Origin of the sequence: Bradyrhizobium sp. B097, from assembly GCF_038957035.1 — a bacterium.
Classification (GTDB): domain Bacteria; phylum Pseudomonadota; class Alphaproteobacteria; order Rhizobiales; family Xanthobacteraceae; genus Bradyrhizobium.
Genome location: NZ_CP152412.1, coordinates 4,177,227 through 4,192,280, shown reverse-complemented (window position 1 = coordinate 4,192,280; position 15,054 = coordinate 4,177,227). Strand labels below are relative to the sequence as shown.

Annotated in this window: 16 protein-coding genes and 1 pseudogene; 10 read left to right on the top strand and 7 right to left on the bottom strand. The window is 63.1% G+C overall.

Annotated features, from left to right (window positions below):
- Positions 1 to 3: 3 nt before the first annotated feature.
- Genes AAFG07_RS19690 through AAFG07_RS19680 form a run of 3 tightly spaced genes read right to left on the bottom strand, consistent with a single transcriptional unit; the run spans position 4 to position 3,790 of the window.
- Positions 4 to 444, bottom strand: coding sequence for a DUF2721 domain-containing protein (locus AAFG07_RS19690; RefSeq protein ID WP_342728695.1), 441 nt, complete (start codon positions 442 to 444; stop codon positions 4 to 6).
- A gap of 14 nt (positions 445 to 458) precedes the next feature.
- Complete coding sequence (locus AAFG07_RS19685) at positions 459 to 1,109, bottom strand: nucleoside deaminase (RefSeq protein ID WP_342728694.1); 651 nt, start codon at positions 1,107 to 1,109, stop codon at positions 459 to 461.
- On the bottom strand, positions 1,106 to 3,790 hold the full coding sequence (locus AAFG07_RS19680) for an arylsulfatase (RefSeq protein WP_342728693.1): 2,685 nt from the start codon (positions 3,788 to 3,790) through the stop codon (positions 1,106 to 1,108). Before AAFG07_RS19680 ends, AAFG07_RS19685 begins: the two co-directional genes overlap by 4 nt.
- A gap of 493 nt (positions 3,791 to 4,283) precedes the next feature.
- On the opposite strand from AAFG07_RS19680, the pseudogene AAFG07_RS19675 reads away from it, so the two are divergent.
- From AAFG07_RS19675 to AAFG07_RS19655, 5 genes and pseudogenes are all read left to right on the top strand, one after another.
- Positions 4,284 to 4,413 (top strand): annotated as a pseudogene (locus AAFG07_RS19675) (phenol degradation protein meta); the annotation flags it as partial.
- 289 nt (positions 4,414 to 4,702) lie between these two features.
- Positions 4,703 to 4,984, top strand: coding sequence for a hypothetical protein (locus tag AAFG07_RS19670; protein WP_342728692.1), 282 nt, complete (start codon positions 4,703 to 4,705; stop codon positions 4,982 to 4,984).
- Positions 4,985 to 5,142: 158 nt separating this feature from the next.
- A complete protein-coding gene (locus tag AAFG07_RS19665; protein WP_342728691.1) occupies positions 5,143 to 5,313 on the top strand; it encodes a DUF3606 domain-containing protein in 171 nt (56 codons plus the stop codon).
- 473 nt (positions 5,314 to 5,786) lie between these two features.
- The gene (locus AAFG07_RS19660) at positions 5,787 to 6,359 is read left to right on the top strand and encodes a hypothetical protein (protein WP_342728690.1); all 573 of its coding nucleotides are present in this window, start codon (positions 5,787 to 5,789) and stop codon (positions 6,357 to 6,359) included.
- A gap of 165 nt (positions 6,360 to 6,524) precedes the next feature.
- Positions 6,525 to 6,806 carry a hypothetical protein gene (locus tag AAFG07_RS19655; protein ID WP_342728689.1) on the top strand — a complete coding sequence of 94 codons (282 nt, stop codon included), beginning with the start codon at positions 6,525 to 6,527 and terminating at the stop codon, positions 6,804 to 6,806.
- Positions 6,807 to 6,856: 50 nt separating this feature from the next.
- Here the strand turns inward: AAFG07_RS19655 and AAFG07_RS19650 are convergent, their stop codons facing one another.
- Positions 6,857 to 7,081, bottom strand: a complete 225-nt coding sequence (locus AAFG07_RS19650) for a hypothetical protein (protein WP_342728688.1) — start codon at positions 7,079 to 7,081, stop codon at positions 6,857 to 6,859.
- 520 nt (positions 7,082 to 7,601) lie between these two features.
- Positions 7,602 to 8,510 (bottom strand): DMT family transporter, encoded by a 909-nt coding sequence (locus AAFG07_RS19645; protein WP_342728687.1) that lies wholly within the window; start codon positions 8,508 to 8,510, stop codon positions 7,602 to 7,604.
- A 115-nt stretch (positions 8,511 to 8,625) separates the two neighbouring features.
- Here AAFG07_RS19645 and AAFG07_RS19640 point away from each other — a divergent pair, with 115 nt between their 5' ends.
- Positions 8,626 to 9,468, top strand: a complete 843-nt coding sequence (locus AAFG07_RS19640) for an AraC family ligand binding domain-containing protein (protein ID WP_342728686.1) — start codon at positions 8,626 to 8,628, stop codon at positions 9,466 to 9,468.
- On the opposite strand, the gene gcvA is transcribed toward AAFG07_RS19640, so the two are convergent.
- Entirely contained in the window at positions 9,416 to 10,318 is a 903-nt protein-coding gene (gcvA, locus tag AAFG07_RS19635; protein ID WP_342728685.1) for a transcriptional regulator GcvA, read from the bottom strand. The genes AAFG07_RS19640 and gcvA overlap by 53 nt on opposite strands.
- A 142-nt stretch (positions 10,319 to 10,460) precedes the next feature.
- Between gcvA and AAFG07_RS19630 the strand changes: the two genes are divergently transcribed.
- The 4 genes from AAFG07_RS19630 to AAFG07_RS19615 all read left to right on the top strand — a co-directional run bounded on the left by AAFG07_RS19630 (position 10,461) and on the right by AAFG07_RS19615 (position 13,919).
- A complete protein-coding gene (locus tag AAFG07_RS19630) occupies positions 10,461 to 11,021 on the top strand; it encodes a PaaI family thioesterase (RefSeq protein WP_342728684.1) in 561 nt (186 codons plus the stop codon).
- Entirely contained in the window at positions 11,018 to 12,280 is a 1,263-nt protein-coding gene (locus tag AAFG07_RS19625; protein ID WP_342728683.1) for an MFS transporter, read from the top strand. The genes AAFG07_RS19630 and AAFG07_RS19625 overlap by 4 nt, the downstream gene beginning before the upstream one ends.
- 6 nt (positions 12,281 to 12,286) lie before the next feature.
- Positions 12,287 to 13,066, top strand: a complete 780-nt coding sequence (locus tag AAFG07_RS19620) for a helix-turn-helix domain-containing protein (protein ID WP_342728682.1) — start codon at positions 12,287 to 12,289, stop codon at positions 13,064 to 13,066.
- A 73-nt stretch (positions 13,067 to 13,139) separates the two neighbouring features.
- Complete coding sequence (locus AAFG07_RS19615; protein WP_342728681.1) at positions 13,140 to 13,919, top strand: sulfite exporter TauE/SafE family protein; 780 nt, start codon at positions 13,140 to 13,142, stop codon at positions 13,917 to 13,919.
- A gap of 96 nt (positions 13,920 to 14,015) precedes the next feature.
- Here the strand turns inward: AAFG07_RS19615 and AAFG07_RS19610 are convergent, their stop codons facing one another.
- Positions 14,016 to 14,282, bottom strand: a complete 267-nt coding sequence (locus tag AAFG07_RS19610; RefSeq protein ID WP_342728680.1) for a hypothetical protein — start codon at positions 14,280 to 14,282, stop codon at positions 14,016 to 14,018.
- Between the last annotated feature and the right edge of the window lie 772 nt (positions 14,283 to 15,054).

Here is a 15,054-nt window from a genome sequence, read left to right as displayed (position 1 = left end):
GTCCTAAATGTGATGATCAGAGTCGTGAAGGGCAATTCGCGTCTCGCGAGCGAGGTTGATCAGCGAAAGGACGAAGAATATCAGTGCGGCAATGAACAGAATGGCAACGCCGTACTCATGCGCCAGGTGCAACATGGCGCTCACGAACGCGACGATGATCAGAGCGGATGTGATGATGGCGCACACGGTGGAGTAGAAGACCGCCTGGTTGAGCAGTGCGGCGCGGCGCTTGAGACGGGGGATGTCTTCCTTGAGGTACGCCTTCGTCTCATCGTCGATGATACCGTGAAGGAATTGTGAGCGATCGATCACGCGGTTCATCCGCGAGATCAGCACCGAAATGAACGCTGCTACCGCGCCCAGCAGAAATGCCGGCGCTGCGACACTGCCGATAATGCGGGACAACTGTTCGATCGACGGTGTCAGCGGCAGCAAGTCACTCATTTCTGCTAGTCCATCTAACTGCGCCAGATGCGATCGATGGCCGGGCGGAATATTGCCGCCATGCGGAGCCGAAATCCCATTTCGGAATGTGCAGCGCCGTTCATGTGCCGGCCGTCCGGGTCGGCCGGCGTTGTGGTCAGGATTCCGCGCCCCTTGATGATCCACCAGAACGCCGAATTCCAGTTGCGAATTGCAGCGACTGCCTCCTCCTGGAGATAGCCCGCGACGATCTCGGGCGGAGCAGCGAACACCTCCGGCATGCGAATGGAGAGAGCGTGGTCGCCAAGAATGTTCCACCGCGTGTGCCCCCCCATTACTGGAGAACGCAGCCCGTACACGACGCGTCTGATCCTCGTCTCGCGCACTGCGTAGGCGCACATCGGGCAAGGCTCGACCAGCGAATACAGCGTGCATTCGTGGAGACTGACGGTGCCAAGCTCCTTCTGCGCCATCGAGATCGCGACCAGTTCGGCATGGTGCGTCACATCCCGATCGGTGCTCGCCATGTTCGGCGACCCGCATACGAATTGACCTCGCTGACTTATGATGGCCGCGTACGGCAACTCTCCGCGCTGGCGCGCAGAACGCGCCAGCGCGATGCAGTGCAGCATCATCGCCTCATCGGTATCGTCGGCCCCGTGAGGCCGCCCCGCGGCGTCCATCATTGCTGGACGCATTGCTGGACGAACTTGATGCGCTCCACCATGCCAAGCCCCTGCGCCTCGGCCTGCTTGCGACAGCCCTCGCGCTTGTCGATCCGCAACTGGATCTTCTCGACCAGGCTCAGGCCGACCGTGCCAACCTGTGGCGTGGCCGAAGCCGTCTGTCCCTCGCCTGCCGACGGACCGTCGCCCGCGGCACGCGCCGCCTCCTGCAGCCGCTTGATGTCGTCCGGGCTCAACTTGGGCCGATCGATGTCCAGCGTGAGCTTGTTCAGCCTGCCGGTGAAGACGAAGGGCGTCTGATAGTCGTTGTCGTCGACCGGCGTTCCGGTGTCGGAGCCGATGTCGAACGCCTCGTCCCATTGCAGGATGAAGGGAAGCGAATGCTCCATCTTCTCGGTGGCCACCACGTTGCCATCGACCTTGAGCGTTCCTGTGCCGCCCTGTCCGATGCCGCTATAGTTTCCGAATACCATGGTGGCCGCCCCGAGGCCGTCATACTTGAAGTCAAACTCGATCAGGTGCTTGCCGGGCGTGAGCTCCGGCCCCTCCCAACGGACCCGCTTCAGGTCGACGAGATTCCACAGGAAGACGGGTTTGTTCTTCAGAACGTAGAAGCCGTAACCTCCGAAACGGCCGCCCTGCGTGACCAGCATGCCCTCGCCGCCGCCGTTGGGAATATCGACGTCGGCTTTGAAAACATACGACGAGTTGAGCAGGCTGGGCGCGTCGCCGTTTGGCGTCCCGGTCATCGGTCGCGTCCAGGCGAAGCTTGTGCGACCAGCGCTCAGACTGGGACGCGGAGTGATCATGCGCGTGGCTACCGTCGAATCGAGCGGCAGCACCTGATATTTTTCCGCCTCCTTCCAGAACAGCGCCTGCAGCTCCTTCAGCTTGTCCGGATACTTGGCGGCGACGTCATCGGCCTGCGTCCAGTCGTTTCGCAGATCATAAAGCTCCCATGGGTAATCCTGCGGGCTCGGCAGTTTCGCAATCGTCACCCACGGCGGTCGCAAGACCTTCGTGCTGGCGATCCAACCATCGTGGTAGAGCGCACGATCCGCGAACATTTCGAAGTACTGTGTCGGATGCGTGGATGGCGCGTTCGCATTCTTTGCATCGAACGTGTACAACATGCTGACGCCCTCGATCGGGCTTTGCTTGATGCCGTCGACGACTTCCGGCTGCTTGATCTGAGCGGCCTCGAGGATCGTCGGCACGACGTCGATGACATGGTGGAACTGCGTGCGCACGCCACCCTTGTCCTTGATCACCGCCGGCCAGGAGATTGCCATGCCCTGGCGCGTGCCGCCGAAATGGGAGACGATCTGCTTGGTCCAGGAAAACGGCGTGTCGAATGCCCAGGCCCAGCCGATCGACATGTGATTGTAGGTGCGATCGGTGCCCCAGACGTCGTAGAAATATTTGAGCTGATCCTCGACCGACGGGTTGATCTGGTTGAACATCGCCACTTCGTTGGGCGTGCCGTTGGGCTGGCCTTCCGCGCTCGTCCCGTTGTCGCCCTCGATATAGATGATCAACGTGTTGTCGAGCTTGCCCATGTCCTGGATAGACTGGATCACCCGGCCGATCTCATTGTCGGCATACGCCGCGTAGGCGGCAAATACCTCGGCCTGACGGATGAACAGCTTCTTCTCGTCGGCGTTGAGTTGATCCCATTCCTTGATCAGGTCTTTGGGCCACGCCGTCAGCTTCGCGTTCTGCGGAATGACGCCCAGCCGCTTCTGATTTTCGAAGATGGTGTCGCGCAGCTTGTTCCAACCCTGGTCGAACAAATGCAGGTCGCTGATTTTCTTGACCCACTCCGGCGTCGGATGATGTGGCGCATGGGTCGCGCCAGGAGCGAATTTCACGAAGAACGGCGTGTCTGGCGACAGCGCGTTCATGCGATTCACGTAATCGATCGCTTCGTCTGCCATAGCAGTGACAAGATTCCAGCCGGGCTTTCCCTCATAGGGATGAATCGGCGTGGTGTTGCGGACGAGATTACCGGGCTCCCATTGATTGGTGTCGCCGCCCATGAATCCGTAGAAATATTCGAAACCCATCCCGGTCGGCCATTGATCGAACGGACCGGCTTGGCTCGCCTGATATTCTGGCGTGTTGTGGTTCTTGCCGAACCAGGCGGTGTGGTAGCCGTTATCAGAAAGAATCCGGCCGATCGTGGCCTTGTCCTTGGTGATGATGCTGTCGTAGCCGGGATAGCCAGTCGCCTGTTCGGCGATGACGCCGTAGCCAACCGAGTGATGATTGCGCCCGGTGATGAGCGCAGCGCGCGTCGGCGAGCACAACGCGGTCGAGTGGAAATTCGTGTAGCGCAGGCCGCTCTGCGCGATGCGATCAAGCGCAGGCGTCGGGATAACGCCGCCGAATGTGCTAGGGACGCCATAGCCGGCATCGTCAGTGATGATCAGCAGGACGTTCGGTGCTCCTTTGGGCGGCACCACGCGCGACGGCCAGTATGGTTTTGAATCCCTGGCATCGCGTTCGATCTTGCCGCCGAATTTTTGCGGAGGCGGCGGAAGTTGGTCACCGGGAATGGTGATGGTCGCGGCAGGTGAGCCAGGTGGTGGTGCACCTTGTTGTGTCTGCTGCGGAAATGCCGGCCGCCAGAAAACTATTGCAAGCGCAAATGCGGCAGCGAGGGATCGGGCAATGCTCATCGCAGTTCCTCCCTTCGAATGAAATACAAATATCGGCTGATCCCCGCAAGAAGGCGTGGATCAACCGGAAGCAGAGATGTATTTCTTTGCGTCATGCCGCCCTACGGACGGGCGGTGCAAAGATTAGCCAAACCAAACGAAGTAGAGGCAAAGACCGATCGCCGTCTCCCCACTCTCAAAATGGGCTCAGTGGGTCTTACGAAATCTGCTGCAGGATAGGCGGCCCAGCCGCTGACGCCTTGATCTCGGTCAAGGCGAGACGTGAGCATAGCACGACGAGAGGAGCAGTCGTTCCCGTAAAATCCCGGAATCCCCGGCACCTGCCAGGTGGCACAAAGTGCATAATGTACCGCTTTTGCTACATCCTGTTGCCAATTATTCCCGACGTTGCGAGAGCCATGGCCCGCGCAGCATACCTTGTCAAAGTGTCAGAATCATATTCGGTGCTCGCAACTGAGCGAGGCTCGTGGCATCGGGTGGGGCTACCATGAGAATGACGAGAGCGTTTGCCGCGATTGCATTCACGGCCATTGTGTCGGCACCCAACGATTGCCTCGGCAGACGAGAGCGGCATCAGCTTTTGGCTTCCGGGCACATTCGGCAGCCTTGCTGCCACACCCCAGTAGCCGGGCTGGACGGCCGCTGCGATCTACTATCACACGTCAGTCTCCGCCAGCCAGCCTTTCGGATCTTGACCAGGACGACCGGGGACGGCGTCCGCAGATCGGCTGCCGCTGATAGCCGACCCAACCGATTCCATGGTTCGCCAGCCGCCAAAGCCCCCTGGCTTGAACCGGTAGTCACCTCCGCGTGAACGAAACATCATTTCCGGTGCGTTGAAGCGAGCGCGAAACAAACCGCGCGCAACATCCCCCTAGTTTTTCATCACCTGAATGTTTCCGGAGTAAGGCCATGCAGCAGGATAGTGGCATTCAATTCCAGGATATCGACCAGGTTTTGCGTAACGCCCAGCTTCGCCGATCCGCCGATTTGGCTCCCTGGTTACGGCAGCGCTTCTCGTCCAAGGCAGGCAGGCTCGTCATCGCAACTTCGCTGGCTTGCATGGTTGTCGTGCTGGCAATCGTTGCCGCCCCACGGCCCGTCTCGAGCGCTGCGCTTGGCAGCGATTGGCAATGTAGCAAGGCAGCGTTCGTCTTGACGACCTGTCGTCAAACCGAGCCCGCGCACTCATAGCAAGCGGCCTCGTCGTTCAGGGAACGTTGCCCTTGGCCCGGCGTTGCGTAGGCGGCGACGGCCCGCTCGCGAGGGCAACCGGTCCCCTCGTCGACCGATCGATGTCGACGCAATGTCGCAACATCGCGAGCAACGTGTCCTTTGCGAGCCAAGCTCCCATGAACAAACGCAGGCAGATCTATTTTCGCAATTCGCTGGATCTGCGCGACAAGGTCCAGGTCAAAATATTGAGGAAGCGCCTCAAGGTCTCTGATCAACAGTTTGCTTCAATCGTTCGAAAATCGGGTCCCTCAATTGCCGCCATCACCAAGGAAGCAAAGGTGATCTGACCCAACAGGTCGAAGGGGCGGACGGTCGCGACGTCAATTGGCTGGCGAAACCATCTATCCGGCGACGCCGTAGCTCGACAGCCGGCCCATTCTTCCATTTTGGTACCGCGGGCCGGCTGAGGCCGTTCGGTCGATCCCAGTCACGAACGGCCTCACTTTTGAGCCCATCAATGAAACGCGTCAGCCGCTATGCGATCGATGATCGAGCCTTGAGGCTTGGCGTAGCCACGGAGCCGGATGAGGGTGAGAGCCGAGGTGGAAGTCGCAGCTTCCCCTCGGCTTGATTATTTGGCATCAAATCATCATGAAGCCCGCACGAAGTATCCGCCGGCTGGTCGAGATCGGGCTGAAGGCAAAGAAATAAGATGGATAGCCCGAGTCGCGGTCTCAGGTTAGCGGTCTGCTTCGCACTGGCTATTGTCCTGCCTGCTGCTCAGACGCCGCCGACCGTGCACTCGCGGGACGCGCGTCGTGTGGTTGACAAGGAATGTCGCGATGTCTTGCCCGCGCAGGTAAAGATACAGGCTTGCCTCAACCTGCTGAGCGATCGACGACTGTCGACTGCCTACATCGCGCCGATCAACAGCGAAATATCGAGCACCTTCCAAAGCCTGCGCGACTACGACAACGCCATCAAATACAAGAAGATCGAAATTGAACGCGCACAGAGCGCGGCAAAGCAGCCTGCTGCTTCGGCCGAAGCACTTCCTGCAAGTTTCGGCGCGATGTCTCAACGGTACACGGAGCTCGGAACACTCCAGGCGCTCAATCGCCTGGCCAACATCGACAGTCAATCGGATGAAGCGCGCCGAGGCGCCGCTGAGGAGCAAACCAACTACACCCTGGCGCTTCAGTACAACCCGATGAACTACAGGGCATATCGATACCGGGCTGAAATTCACAGCCTGTTCTGCGATAGCGCGTCTGCCTCGCAGGACATGGAAGCAGCGGTCAGGTTTGCGGAAGAATCCGGAGATCAGAACGCCGCTCGAGACTACAGGCGGGTCGCGCTCAGCGCCTGCATTCCGGCTTGGCGCCGAGAATAGCCTGCGAGACCCATCAGACTGTCGCTACCCGGTGGCGCTCCCGCGCGAGACCGCTCGCGCCGTATTCTTACGGACCCGCTCCTGGCAGGCGACTTGCGATGTATCCGTGAATAGTTCGGCGCCAGCTGTCCCGGTGTACCGAACTCGAACATTCGGAGCACGCACATGAACATGCATCATCGTTTTGAGACAGCTCGCCCAAGCACCGGACGAGAGTCGACGGTCAGGAAGATGCTGTCCGATCTTGTCCTGGCCTGCCAGCAGATCGAAGTCGACATCGCGACCGAAGAAGCCCGCGCGGGAATTTATGACCGATCGAACCCAAGGTACCCGATCTTGGCAAGGTCGCTCCATGAGCGGCACGACAATCTCAAGGGAACCATCGCCACGCTCGAAATGCGTGCCACCGAGAGACCTCAGCACAAGCTGGTCACCGGCGCAGCGTAGCTCGGTCCCCGAGAAGCAAAGGGGCCCGCTGGAAGCGAGCCCCTGGCTGCTTACTGCACCGGGAAGCACTGCCGCTTGCTGTTGTTCGGGCAGTAGAAGCAGACCTTCGAGGAACAGCCCGACAGGTCGCCAGCCTTGTTCAGGGTATAGTTGCATCCGGCAGTTCTGTCGCACGCCTTCACAACGGCCCCGACGGGGGCGGCGGAAGCCGACTGACCGAACGTGAACAGAGCAATCGCAGTTGCGACGGCGAAGCTCAGTGAAATTGCACGCATGATTTACCCTCCTCCACAATTGGGCCGACGCACCATTGCATCGCCTTGGCCGAGACACTCGCAGAACGGCTCCGGGAGTGATGTGAGGCGGGTCACTCAGGCACGCGGCTGCAGCCCTGGAACGATCACGTCGCCACCGAAACGCGGCGTTGGCGGCGTGATCGACGTGATGGAGCTGCGGCGCTGACCGATGTCAGCCACTGCCGCGGGTGGATGGATCGAGATTGCGGTTCTCGCCTGGCGGGATTGGGCCGAAGCCGGGATATCTGTACCCGCCAGGTACGACCACCTCTTCGCTCGGACGGATGATGAGGTGCTGTCGCACGCGCCGGTGATGCGCAGTGGCCGCGTCGGCAACCGCACCCCACAGTATCACAAGAGGCAACGTCAAGACCAAGGCAACACGCATGGCGATCACTCCGTTTCACCGAACAAGTGACCGCCGACCGCGGCGTTCTATTCTGCCCCGACCTTTCACATGTGATCAAAACCGCGAGATCGCCGATCCGTAAGTCGCACGTCATCGCGGATTGTGTGCGGTCAACAGCGGCCGCGGAAACGCCAGCGCGCAGGCAACGCCGAGCAGCGCGAGGCCGCCGCCAATGACGTGAAACGTCCTGACCGGCTCGCCCAGCATCACGATCGCGGCCGCGGCCGTCAGTACCGGCAGCAGGTTCATGAAGACCGCGCAGCGGTTCGGGCCGAGCTGCGCGACCCCGCGGATCCACAGGAACGGCAGCACCACCGAGGCCAGCGCGCCGGCATAGACGATCAACGGCCAGGTCTCGGCGTTGACCTGGCGCAGCGGCGCCGGCGTCGCGAGGAACGCGGGAAACATCACGGCCAGCGCGCACAACGCCTGCATGTAGGTCGATTGCCACCCGGTGATCGGCAAACTCCATCGCTTCAACAGTACGCCGTACAGCGCGTAGGCGATCGCGGCCAGCAGCATCAGTGCATCGCCCGGATGCACGCCGGTCTGCAACAGCGACGACAATTCGCCGCCGCTGACGAGATAGACGAGGCCTGCGAACGACAGCGGCGCGCCGCAGACCATGCCAAGCGTCGGCTGCTCGCCGAGCAGCGCGGCGCTGAGCGCGACCGTGAGCAGCGGCGTCAGCGCGGTGAACACGGCCATGTTGGTCGCAGTCGTGGTCTCGGCCGCGAGATATGACAGGCTCTGGAACAGGCACATCGCAAGGAAGCCGAGGATCGCGAGCGGCCCGAGATGCGGCCAGATCGCGCGGCGATTGCGCCAGGCGGCGCGCGCCACGAATGGCGACATCATCAGCACCGCGACCAGCAGGCGATAGAAGGTGATCGCCTGCGGACCGATCGTGTGCGCCGACAGACGCGAGACAATGACGTTGCCGGCCCACAGCACGATGGCAACGAAGGGATAGAGAAGTGCAGCATTCTTCTTGAGCATGATCCGGCAGCGCGTTGGTGAAGGACACACCAGCAACTACCTGTCGCGCATGAGTCCGTCTCGCGCTAGAATGACCTCACCTAGCGAGATTGGGACATGCGAGACTAACGACGTGTTGGACGAGCTGATCACACGGCACCTCGATTATCACGCCACGGCGCGACCGATGGCGGCGATGGAGATCGACTATCCGAGCGGCACATCGACCGGCCTGCATGCGCATCCGCGCGGCCAGCTGCTCTATGCGATCGAAGGCGTGATGATCGTGCGCTGCGCCGAGGGCACCTGGGTGGTGCCGCCCAATCGCGCCGTGTGGCTGGTGGCCGGTCTCGCGCACGAGGTCCGGATGTGCGGCGCGGTCAAGATCCGCACCGTGTTCGTGGACAGCGACGCGGCCCCCAATCTGCCGCAGACCAGCTGTGTGTTCACGGTCTCGCCGCTGCTGCGCGAATTGTTCGTCGCCGCGATGGGTGTGCCGCTGGACTATGCGCCCGCGACGTCCGACGAGCGCCTGATGCGCGTGCTGCTCGACCAGCTGCGCGAAATCGATGTGCTGCCGCTGCATCTGCCGATGCCGCGCGACGAAAGGCTGGCGCGGATCTGCGCGGCGCTGGTGGCCCGCCCCGGACGACGCCTCCACCGCCGAGCAGTGGGCGCGCCGGCTGAAGCTGACGTCGAAGACGATCCATCGTCTGTTCGCCCGCGAAACCGGCATGACGTTCGGCGAGTGGCGTCAGCAGGCCCGCCTGCTGTTCGCGCTGGAACGCCTCGCGCGCGGCGCGCGGGTGGTCGATGTCGCGCTCGATGCCGGCTATGCCAGCCAGAGCGCCTTCACCGCGATGTTCCGCAAGCATTTTGGCGTGCCGCCGAACGCGTTCTATCGATAGAGCACGGCGGCGAGATAGCTAGCGGTCCCCAAGCGCCGACTGGGCCACCGGCCCCAATATCCATTCCCTGAACGCCGCGATCTTCGGAAGCCCCTGCCGGTTGTCAGGGCAGACGAGATAATACGCGAACTCCTCCAGATGCGCGGTCGCGAGCAGCTGGATCAGTTCGCCGCTCTCGATCTCATTCGTAACCATCGCCGCCGGCAGCAGGCCTGCGCCCTGCCCGGTCAGCACGGCCTTCAGCAGCAGACCGCTGTCGTCGAACGAAGCGCCGCGCGGCGTGCGCACCTCCGCGATGCCGTTGGCCTGAAACCACAGGCTCCACCCTTTGCGATCGGCATCATGCACCTGCGGCCAGCCCGCGAGATCTGTGGGAGATGCCGGCCGCCCGAGACGCGCAACCAGCGACGGCGAGGCGACCGCCACCATCTCGACCGTGACGACGCGGTCGCTGCGCAGCCCCGGATAGCGGCCGAGGCCGTGGCGCACCGCGACGTCGATGCCGCTGCGCGAGAAATCGACCAGCGTGTTGCTGGTGACGATCTGAAGATCGATCTCGGGATGCGTCCCCTGAAACGACGCCATGCGCGGCACCAGCCAGGCCGACGCAAAGAACGGCGTGACGCTCACCGTCAGCGTACCGACATCGACCGACGCAGCGACGCGGCGCGAGGCCTCGGCGATCTGGCGAAACGCATTGCGGATCGACGGCAGATAGTCGCGCCCAGCGTCGGTGAGATAGATGCCGCGCGGCACCCGCTCGAACAGCTTGACGCCGAGATGGGCTTCCAGCGTCTTGAGCATCTGGCTGACCGCGCCCGGCGTCACGCACAGCTCCTCGGCCGCGAGCTTCACCGAGAGATGGCGGGCGGCGGACTCGAACACCTTGAGCGCGTTCAGTGGTGGAAGCCTACTCTCCATGATTTAGATTTTCTAATCTCAATCGCGCAGCAAATCTGGTTTGCCAACGGGACCTTCCCGGCGCTCAATCAGCCTATCGTAATGCCGAGAGCCGCGTCAACGCAGAGCAATCCGGGCCAATAAAGTTAGTTTTTCTAATCTTTTGTCACGGCTCGCGACAGCGGCTTCCGGTTCCCTGATGGAGCCAGGACAGGACATGACTGAGGTGCCAAATAGACTCGCTTTGCACGAAATCGGTGCTGGCAGCGACACCCGCCAACGCGTCGACCGCATCAACGCGTCGCAACCCGGCAGCCTGCCCGGCCTGTTGGACTTTCAATGGCTCGAAGCCGAACGCGGCCTCATCCGCGGCCGCTTCGAGATTGCCGCGAAGCACTTCTCGCCGCACGGGCTCTTGCACGGCGCAAGCATCGTCGCGCTGGCGGATACCGCGTGCGGCTTCGGCTGCCTCGCCTCCTTGCCGGACGGCGCAATCGGCTTCGCGACCGGCGAGTTGAAGACGAACTTCATCGGCGCCGCACGCGAAGGCGGCGTCAGCTGCGAGGCGCGCCTCGTTCATGCCGGGCGCACGACCCAGGTGTGGGATGCCGAGATCCGCAGCGAAGCGACGGGCAAGGCCATCGCGCTGTTTCGCTGCACGCAGATGCTGCTCTATCCACCGGCCAAGGCAGGCAGCGGCGCAGCGCAGGGAGAACGATCATGAGGAACGCCGTCATGCACGCCGGCTATCAGAGAGCAAAGCCATTCTATGGCTGGTATGTCGTCGCCGCAGCTTTCGTCGTGACCTTCGTCGGCTTCGGCAGCGCTTATACGTTCTCGTCCTTTGTCGGGTCGTTGCAGCGGGAGTTCGGCGCCTCGCGCGGCTCGGTCTCGCTGGTGTTCTCGTTCGCGGGCTTCCTGTATTTCGGCCTCGGCATCGTCTCCGGCCCGCTTGCCGATCGCTGGGGCGCACGCAGGCTTGCAGTCCTTGGAATGGCGCTGGTCGGTCTCGGCATGGTGCTGGCGGGACAGGCGCAGACCATCCTCCAGGTCTATGCCGCCTACAGCATCGGCATCGGAGCCGGCGTCGGTTGCGCCTATGTTCCGACCTTGGGCGCCGTGCAGCGCTGGTTCGTCAGGCGGCGCGGTTTTGCGTCGGGCCTCGCCGTCAGCGGGATCGGGGTCGGGACGCTGGTGATGCCGCCGCTCGCGACCTGGCTGATCACGAGCCTCGGCTGGCGCGATGCCTATGTCGTGCTGGGCGTCGTCGCCGTCGTTGCCGGGATCGGCGCATCGCTCCTGATCGCCGACGATCCGCGCCGCCATGGCACCGGACCGGATGGCGATCCGCTTGAAGCGGCTTCAGGCGCGCCGCTCCGTCAAGGCGTCTCGATCCGCGGCGCGGTCAAGACCGCCCGCTTCGCCGGGCTCTATGCGGCCTGCCTGATCAGCGCGTTCGGGGTGTTCGTGCCCTTCGTGCACCTGGTGCCCTTTGCCGTCGACCATCAGGTGGCGCCGACGCTCGCCGTGCTGCTGCTCGGGATGATCGGCGTCGGCAGCACCGCCGGCCGGTTCTTCCTCGGCGGCATCGCCGACCGGGTCGGCCGCGATGCGTTCCTGATTGCGATGTATCTCGGCATGGCCGTCTCGCTGGCGATCTGGGCGATCGCCGGCAGCTTCTGGTCGCTCACGGTCTTCGCGCTGCTGTTCGGCGTGTTCTATGGCGGCTGGGTCGCGATCCTGCCCGCTGTGGTCACCGACCATTTCGGCGGCCGCAATGTCGGCGGCATCATCGGCATCCTCTACACCAGCGTCGCCGTCGGCACGCTGCTGGGTCCGAGCGCCGCCGGCTTCGCGTTCGACGTCAGCCACAGCTATTTCATCCCGGTGGCGATCAGCGCAGCCGCCAATCTCGTCGCCGCCCTCATCGCCGTCGCGACGATGCGAACGGCCTCACCGATGGCTTCACTCGCGCAGCGGTGACTTCCCATGACGGTCGGTGACCCCCGTGCTACGTTCGGGGATCACCTGCCGGTTCGAGCTTCTGTGATCACCCGCTTCGCCATGACCAATGCCTGGACCTACCGGCGCGCCGGCAACGACGACATCGTCGAGCTGGCGTCGTGGCGCGGTGCCGGCTCGCTCTCCCTCAGACCGCACTTCCATGACGAGACCCAGATCGTGCTGGTGCTGTCGGGATCGCGCGCCTTTCGCATCGACGGCGTGACCGTCACGGTGCCTGCGGGCCATGCCGCGCTGATCCCGGCGGGAATGCTGCACGCACCGATGACAACACCGGGCGCGGAGACGGTCTGCCTGAACGCCTACGTTCCGGCCAGCCGCGCCTGCCCGTCGCTCCGGATCATCAATGTGGGGGACCGCTGGCGGAGCATCGACGAGATATCGCCCGAGCACATCAGCGAGATCGCCAACGACATGCTGTCGCGCGAGCCGTTCCGCCCGGCCGGGCGCTCCGACAGGGCGAAGCTCGGCACGGCCTTGACGGAGAGCGTCGAGCCGATCGGCGCGATTGCCGCCAGCTTCGGGCGAAGCCGCGAAGGGTTCAGCCGCATGGTGAGGCGCGAGCTCGGCGTCGCGCCGCATGCCTTCCGCCTGCTCGCCCGGCTCAATCTTGCCCGCCAGTTGCTGCGCGCCGGCGAGCCGATCGCAGCCGTTGCGGCTGATGCGGGCTTCTCCGACCAGAGCCACCTCACCCGCCTGTTCCGCCGCACCTTCGGCACGACACCGGGCGTTTACTGGCGCGATTGAGGCGGCGTCACAGACGTTCCAGACCGGCCGGCGCTCGGCCCGCTAGCCTGCTCACCCTGCAAAGGGGTGAAGGATGGATACCGGAACAAGTTTTCTGCTGCTCGCAGCCGGTGGCGCGGGAGGCATCATCAATGCATTGGCGGGTGGCGCGACGCTCATCACGTTTCCGGCGATGCTCGCCGCAGGCTTGCCGGCGGTCATCGCCAATGCGTCGAATGCGGTGGCGATCTCGCCGGGGCATTTGATCGCGGCGCTCGCCGATCGCGGCAAGCTGCCGCCGCCGACGCGGCGCATGATCAGCTTCGTCGCCGTCTCCACGCTTGGCGGCGCAGTCGGCGCCGGCGTCCTTTTGCTGCTTCCCGAGCGGCTGTTCGTCCTGCCGGTGCCGGCCCTGATCGCATTCGCAACGCTGCTGTTTGCCTTCGCGCCACAGATCCAAGCATCGCAGATCCAAGCATGGACCGTCGGGCACCAGAAGGCAGCGGCTCTGCCCTCGACCGGCGCGAGCAGTTCTATGCTCGGATTGGCGTGCGTCTATGGAGGGTTCTTCGGTGCCGGGCTCGGCGTCATCTTGACCGCGGTGCTCTCGATCACGGAACCCAACGACATCAGGGCGGTCAAGGCATTGAAGAACCTGCTGGCGACCTGCGTCTCGCTCGCCGCCACATTGATCTTCATCGTGCAGGGAGCGGTGCGGTGGCCGGAGACCTCTGTGATGCTGCTCGGCGCCATGATCGGCGGCTATGCAGGAGGCCACCTGATCCGGATCCTGCCGGCTCGCATCGTCCGACAGTTCGTCATCGTCGCGGGAGCGCTGATGAGTGTGATCTACGCAGCGCGATACTGGTTCTAGATGGAGCGAGGGAGCCGAGGCTCCCAGCTCGAGCTGTGCGTTTTCGAGCGAAGTGGATTACCGGTTCGCGTGAAGAAAACGCTCCAAAACGAAAGCTTAATGCGTCGTCATCCAGGCGCGGGCCTCGCGCTGGGCAGCAGCGATCTCGACGTCGGACATCTGCTCGGCGACTTCGCGGCGGTGCGCGATCGCGTCGGTACGTCCCTTGAGCGCCGCCAGGTTGAACCATTTGTGCGCCGCGACGAGGTTGACCACGCCGGAGCGGCCGCTCGCCCAATACATACCACGCTCGAACAGCACGTCCTGGATTGCAGTCGCAACAACCGGGATAGCACTTTCCTGATCGATGACCCCCTGAAACATTGTCGTCATTCCCCTTTTTGTTGTTGGCCGCCCTCCCCCGAGCGCGGCCCCCGTCCACTGTTGAAACGCCCTGTTATCCCCGCGCTGATCCTGGGATCATGCGCCGCGCTGATCCCTGGGGATCACCGCGCGCCGTTTGCCGGCTTGTTGGGATGATCATGGCCCATCAAATTTGAAGAGCGGTTTAAGTATCGCGATGAACGGGATGTAAATCGAGCCCGCCCGGCACGTTCCCCGGAATCGCAGAAGTGCCTGTGCCGCAGGCATTTCCGGGTATTCGTGAACGCCGGTTTACCCTGGTGCTTCGGACTACGATAACCATCGCGGACAATGGCTGCGGGCGCCGGCCGGTCCGACGCATGTGATCAGTCGACGCGTTGACGGCGGGCTGGCACGCCTGGCGGGACGGTCCGCGGAGGCGCGGTACGGTCGAGCGCGCAACAACAACGCGAGGCCGTCAGGCCCAACGTCGATCCAGAACTGGGATTGGGAAAATGGTTGCCCGGGGCGCGGACTGCGCGGGCCGCCGGAACGAGGGGGTCGGCGAACACGTCAGGACCAGATTTCAGCTCGGCATTGTCGCCGGTGAAATTGCGGAACCAAGCGGGCTCCGCACCGAACGAAGAAATCTCTGTTTCTTCTGCCGGACCGCTTTTGGGAAGGTTGCCCTCTCCGAAATTCGATCCAGCCGTTTGACCTGATGTCTCGCCGACACCCTCTTTCGTCAGCCAGAGCCTTGGGGTGGGATGTGCCTCTCAGCAGTCCGTCCGCT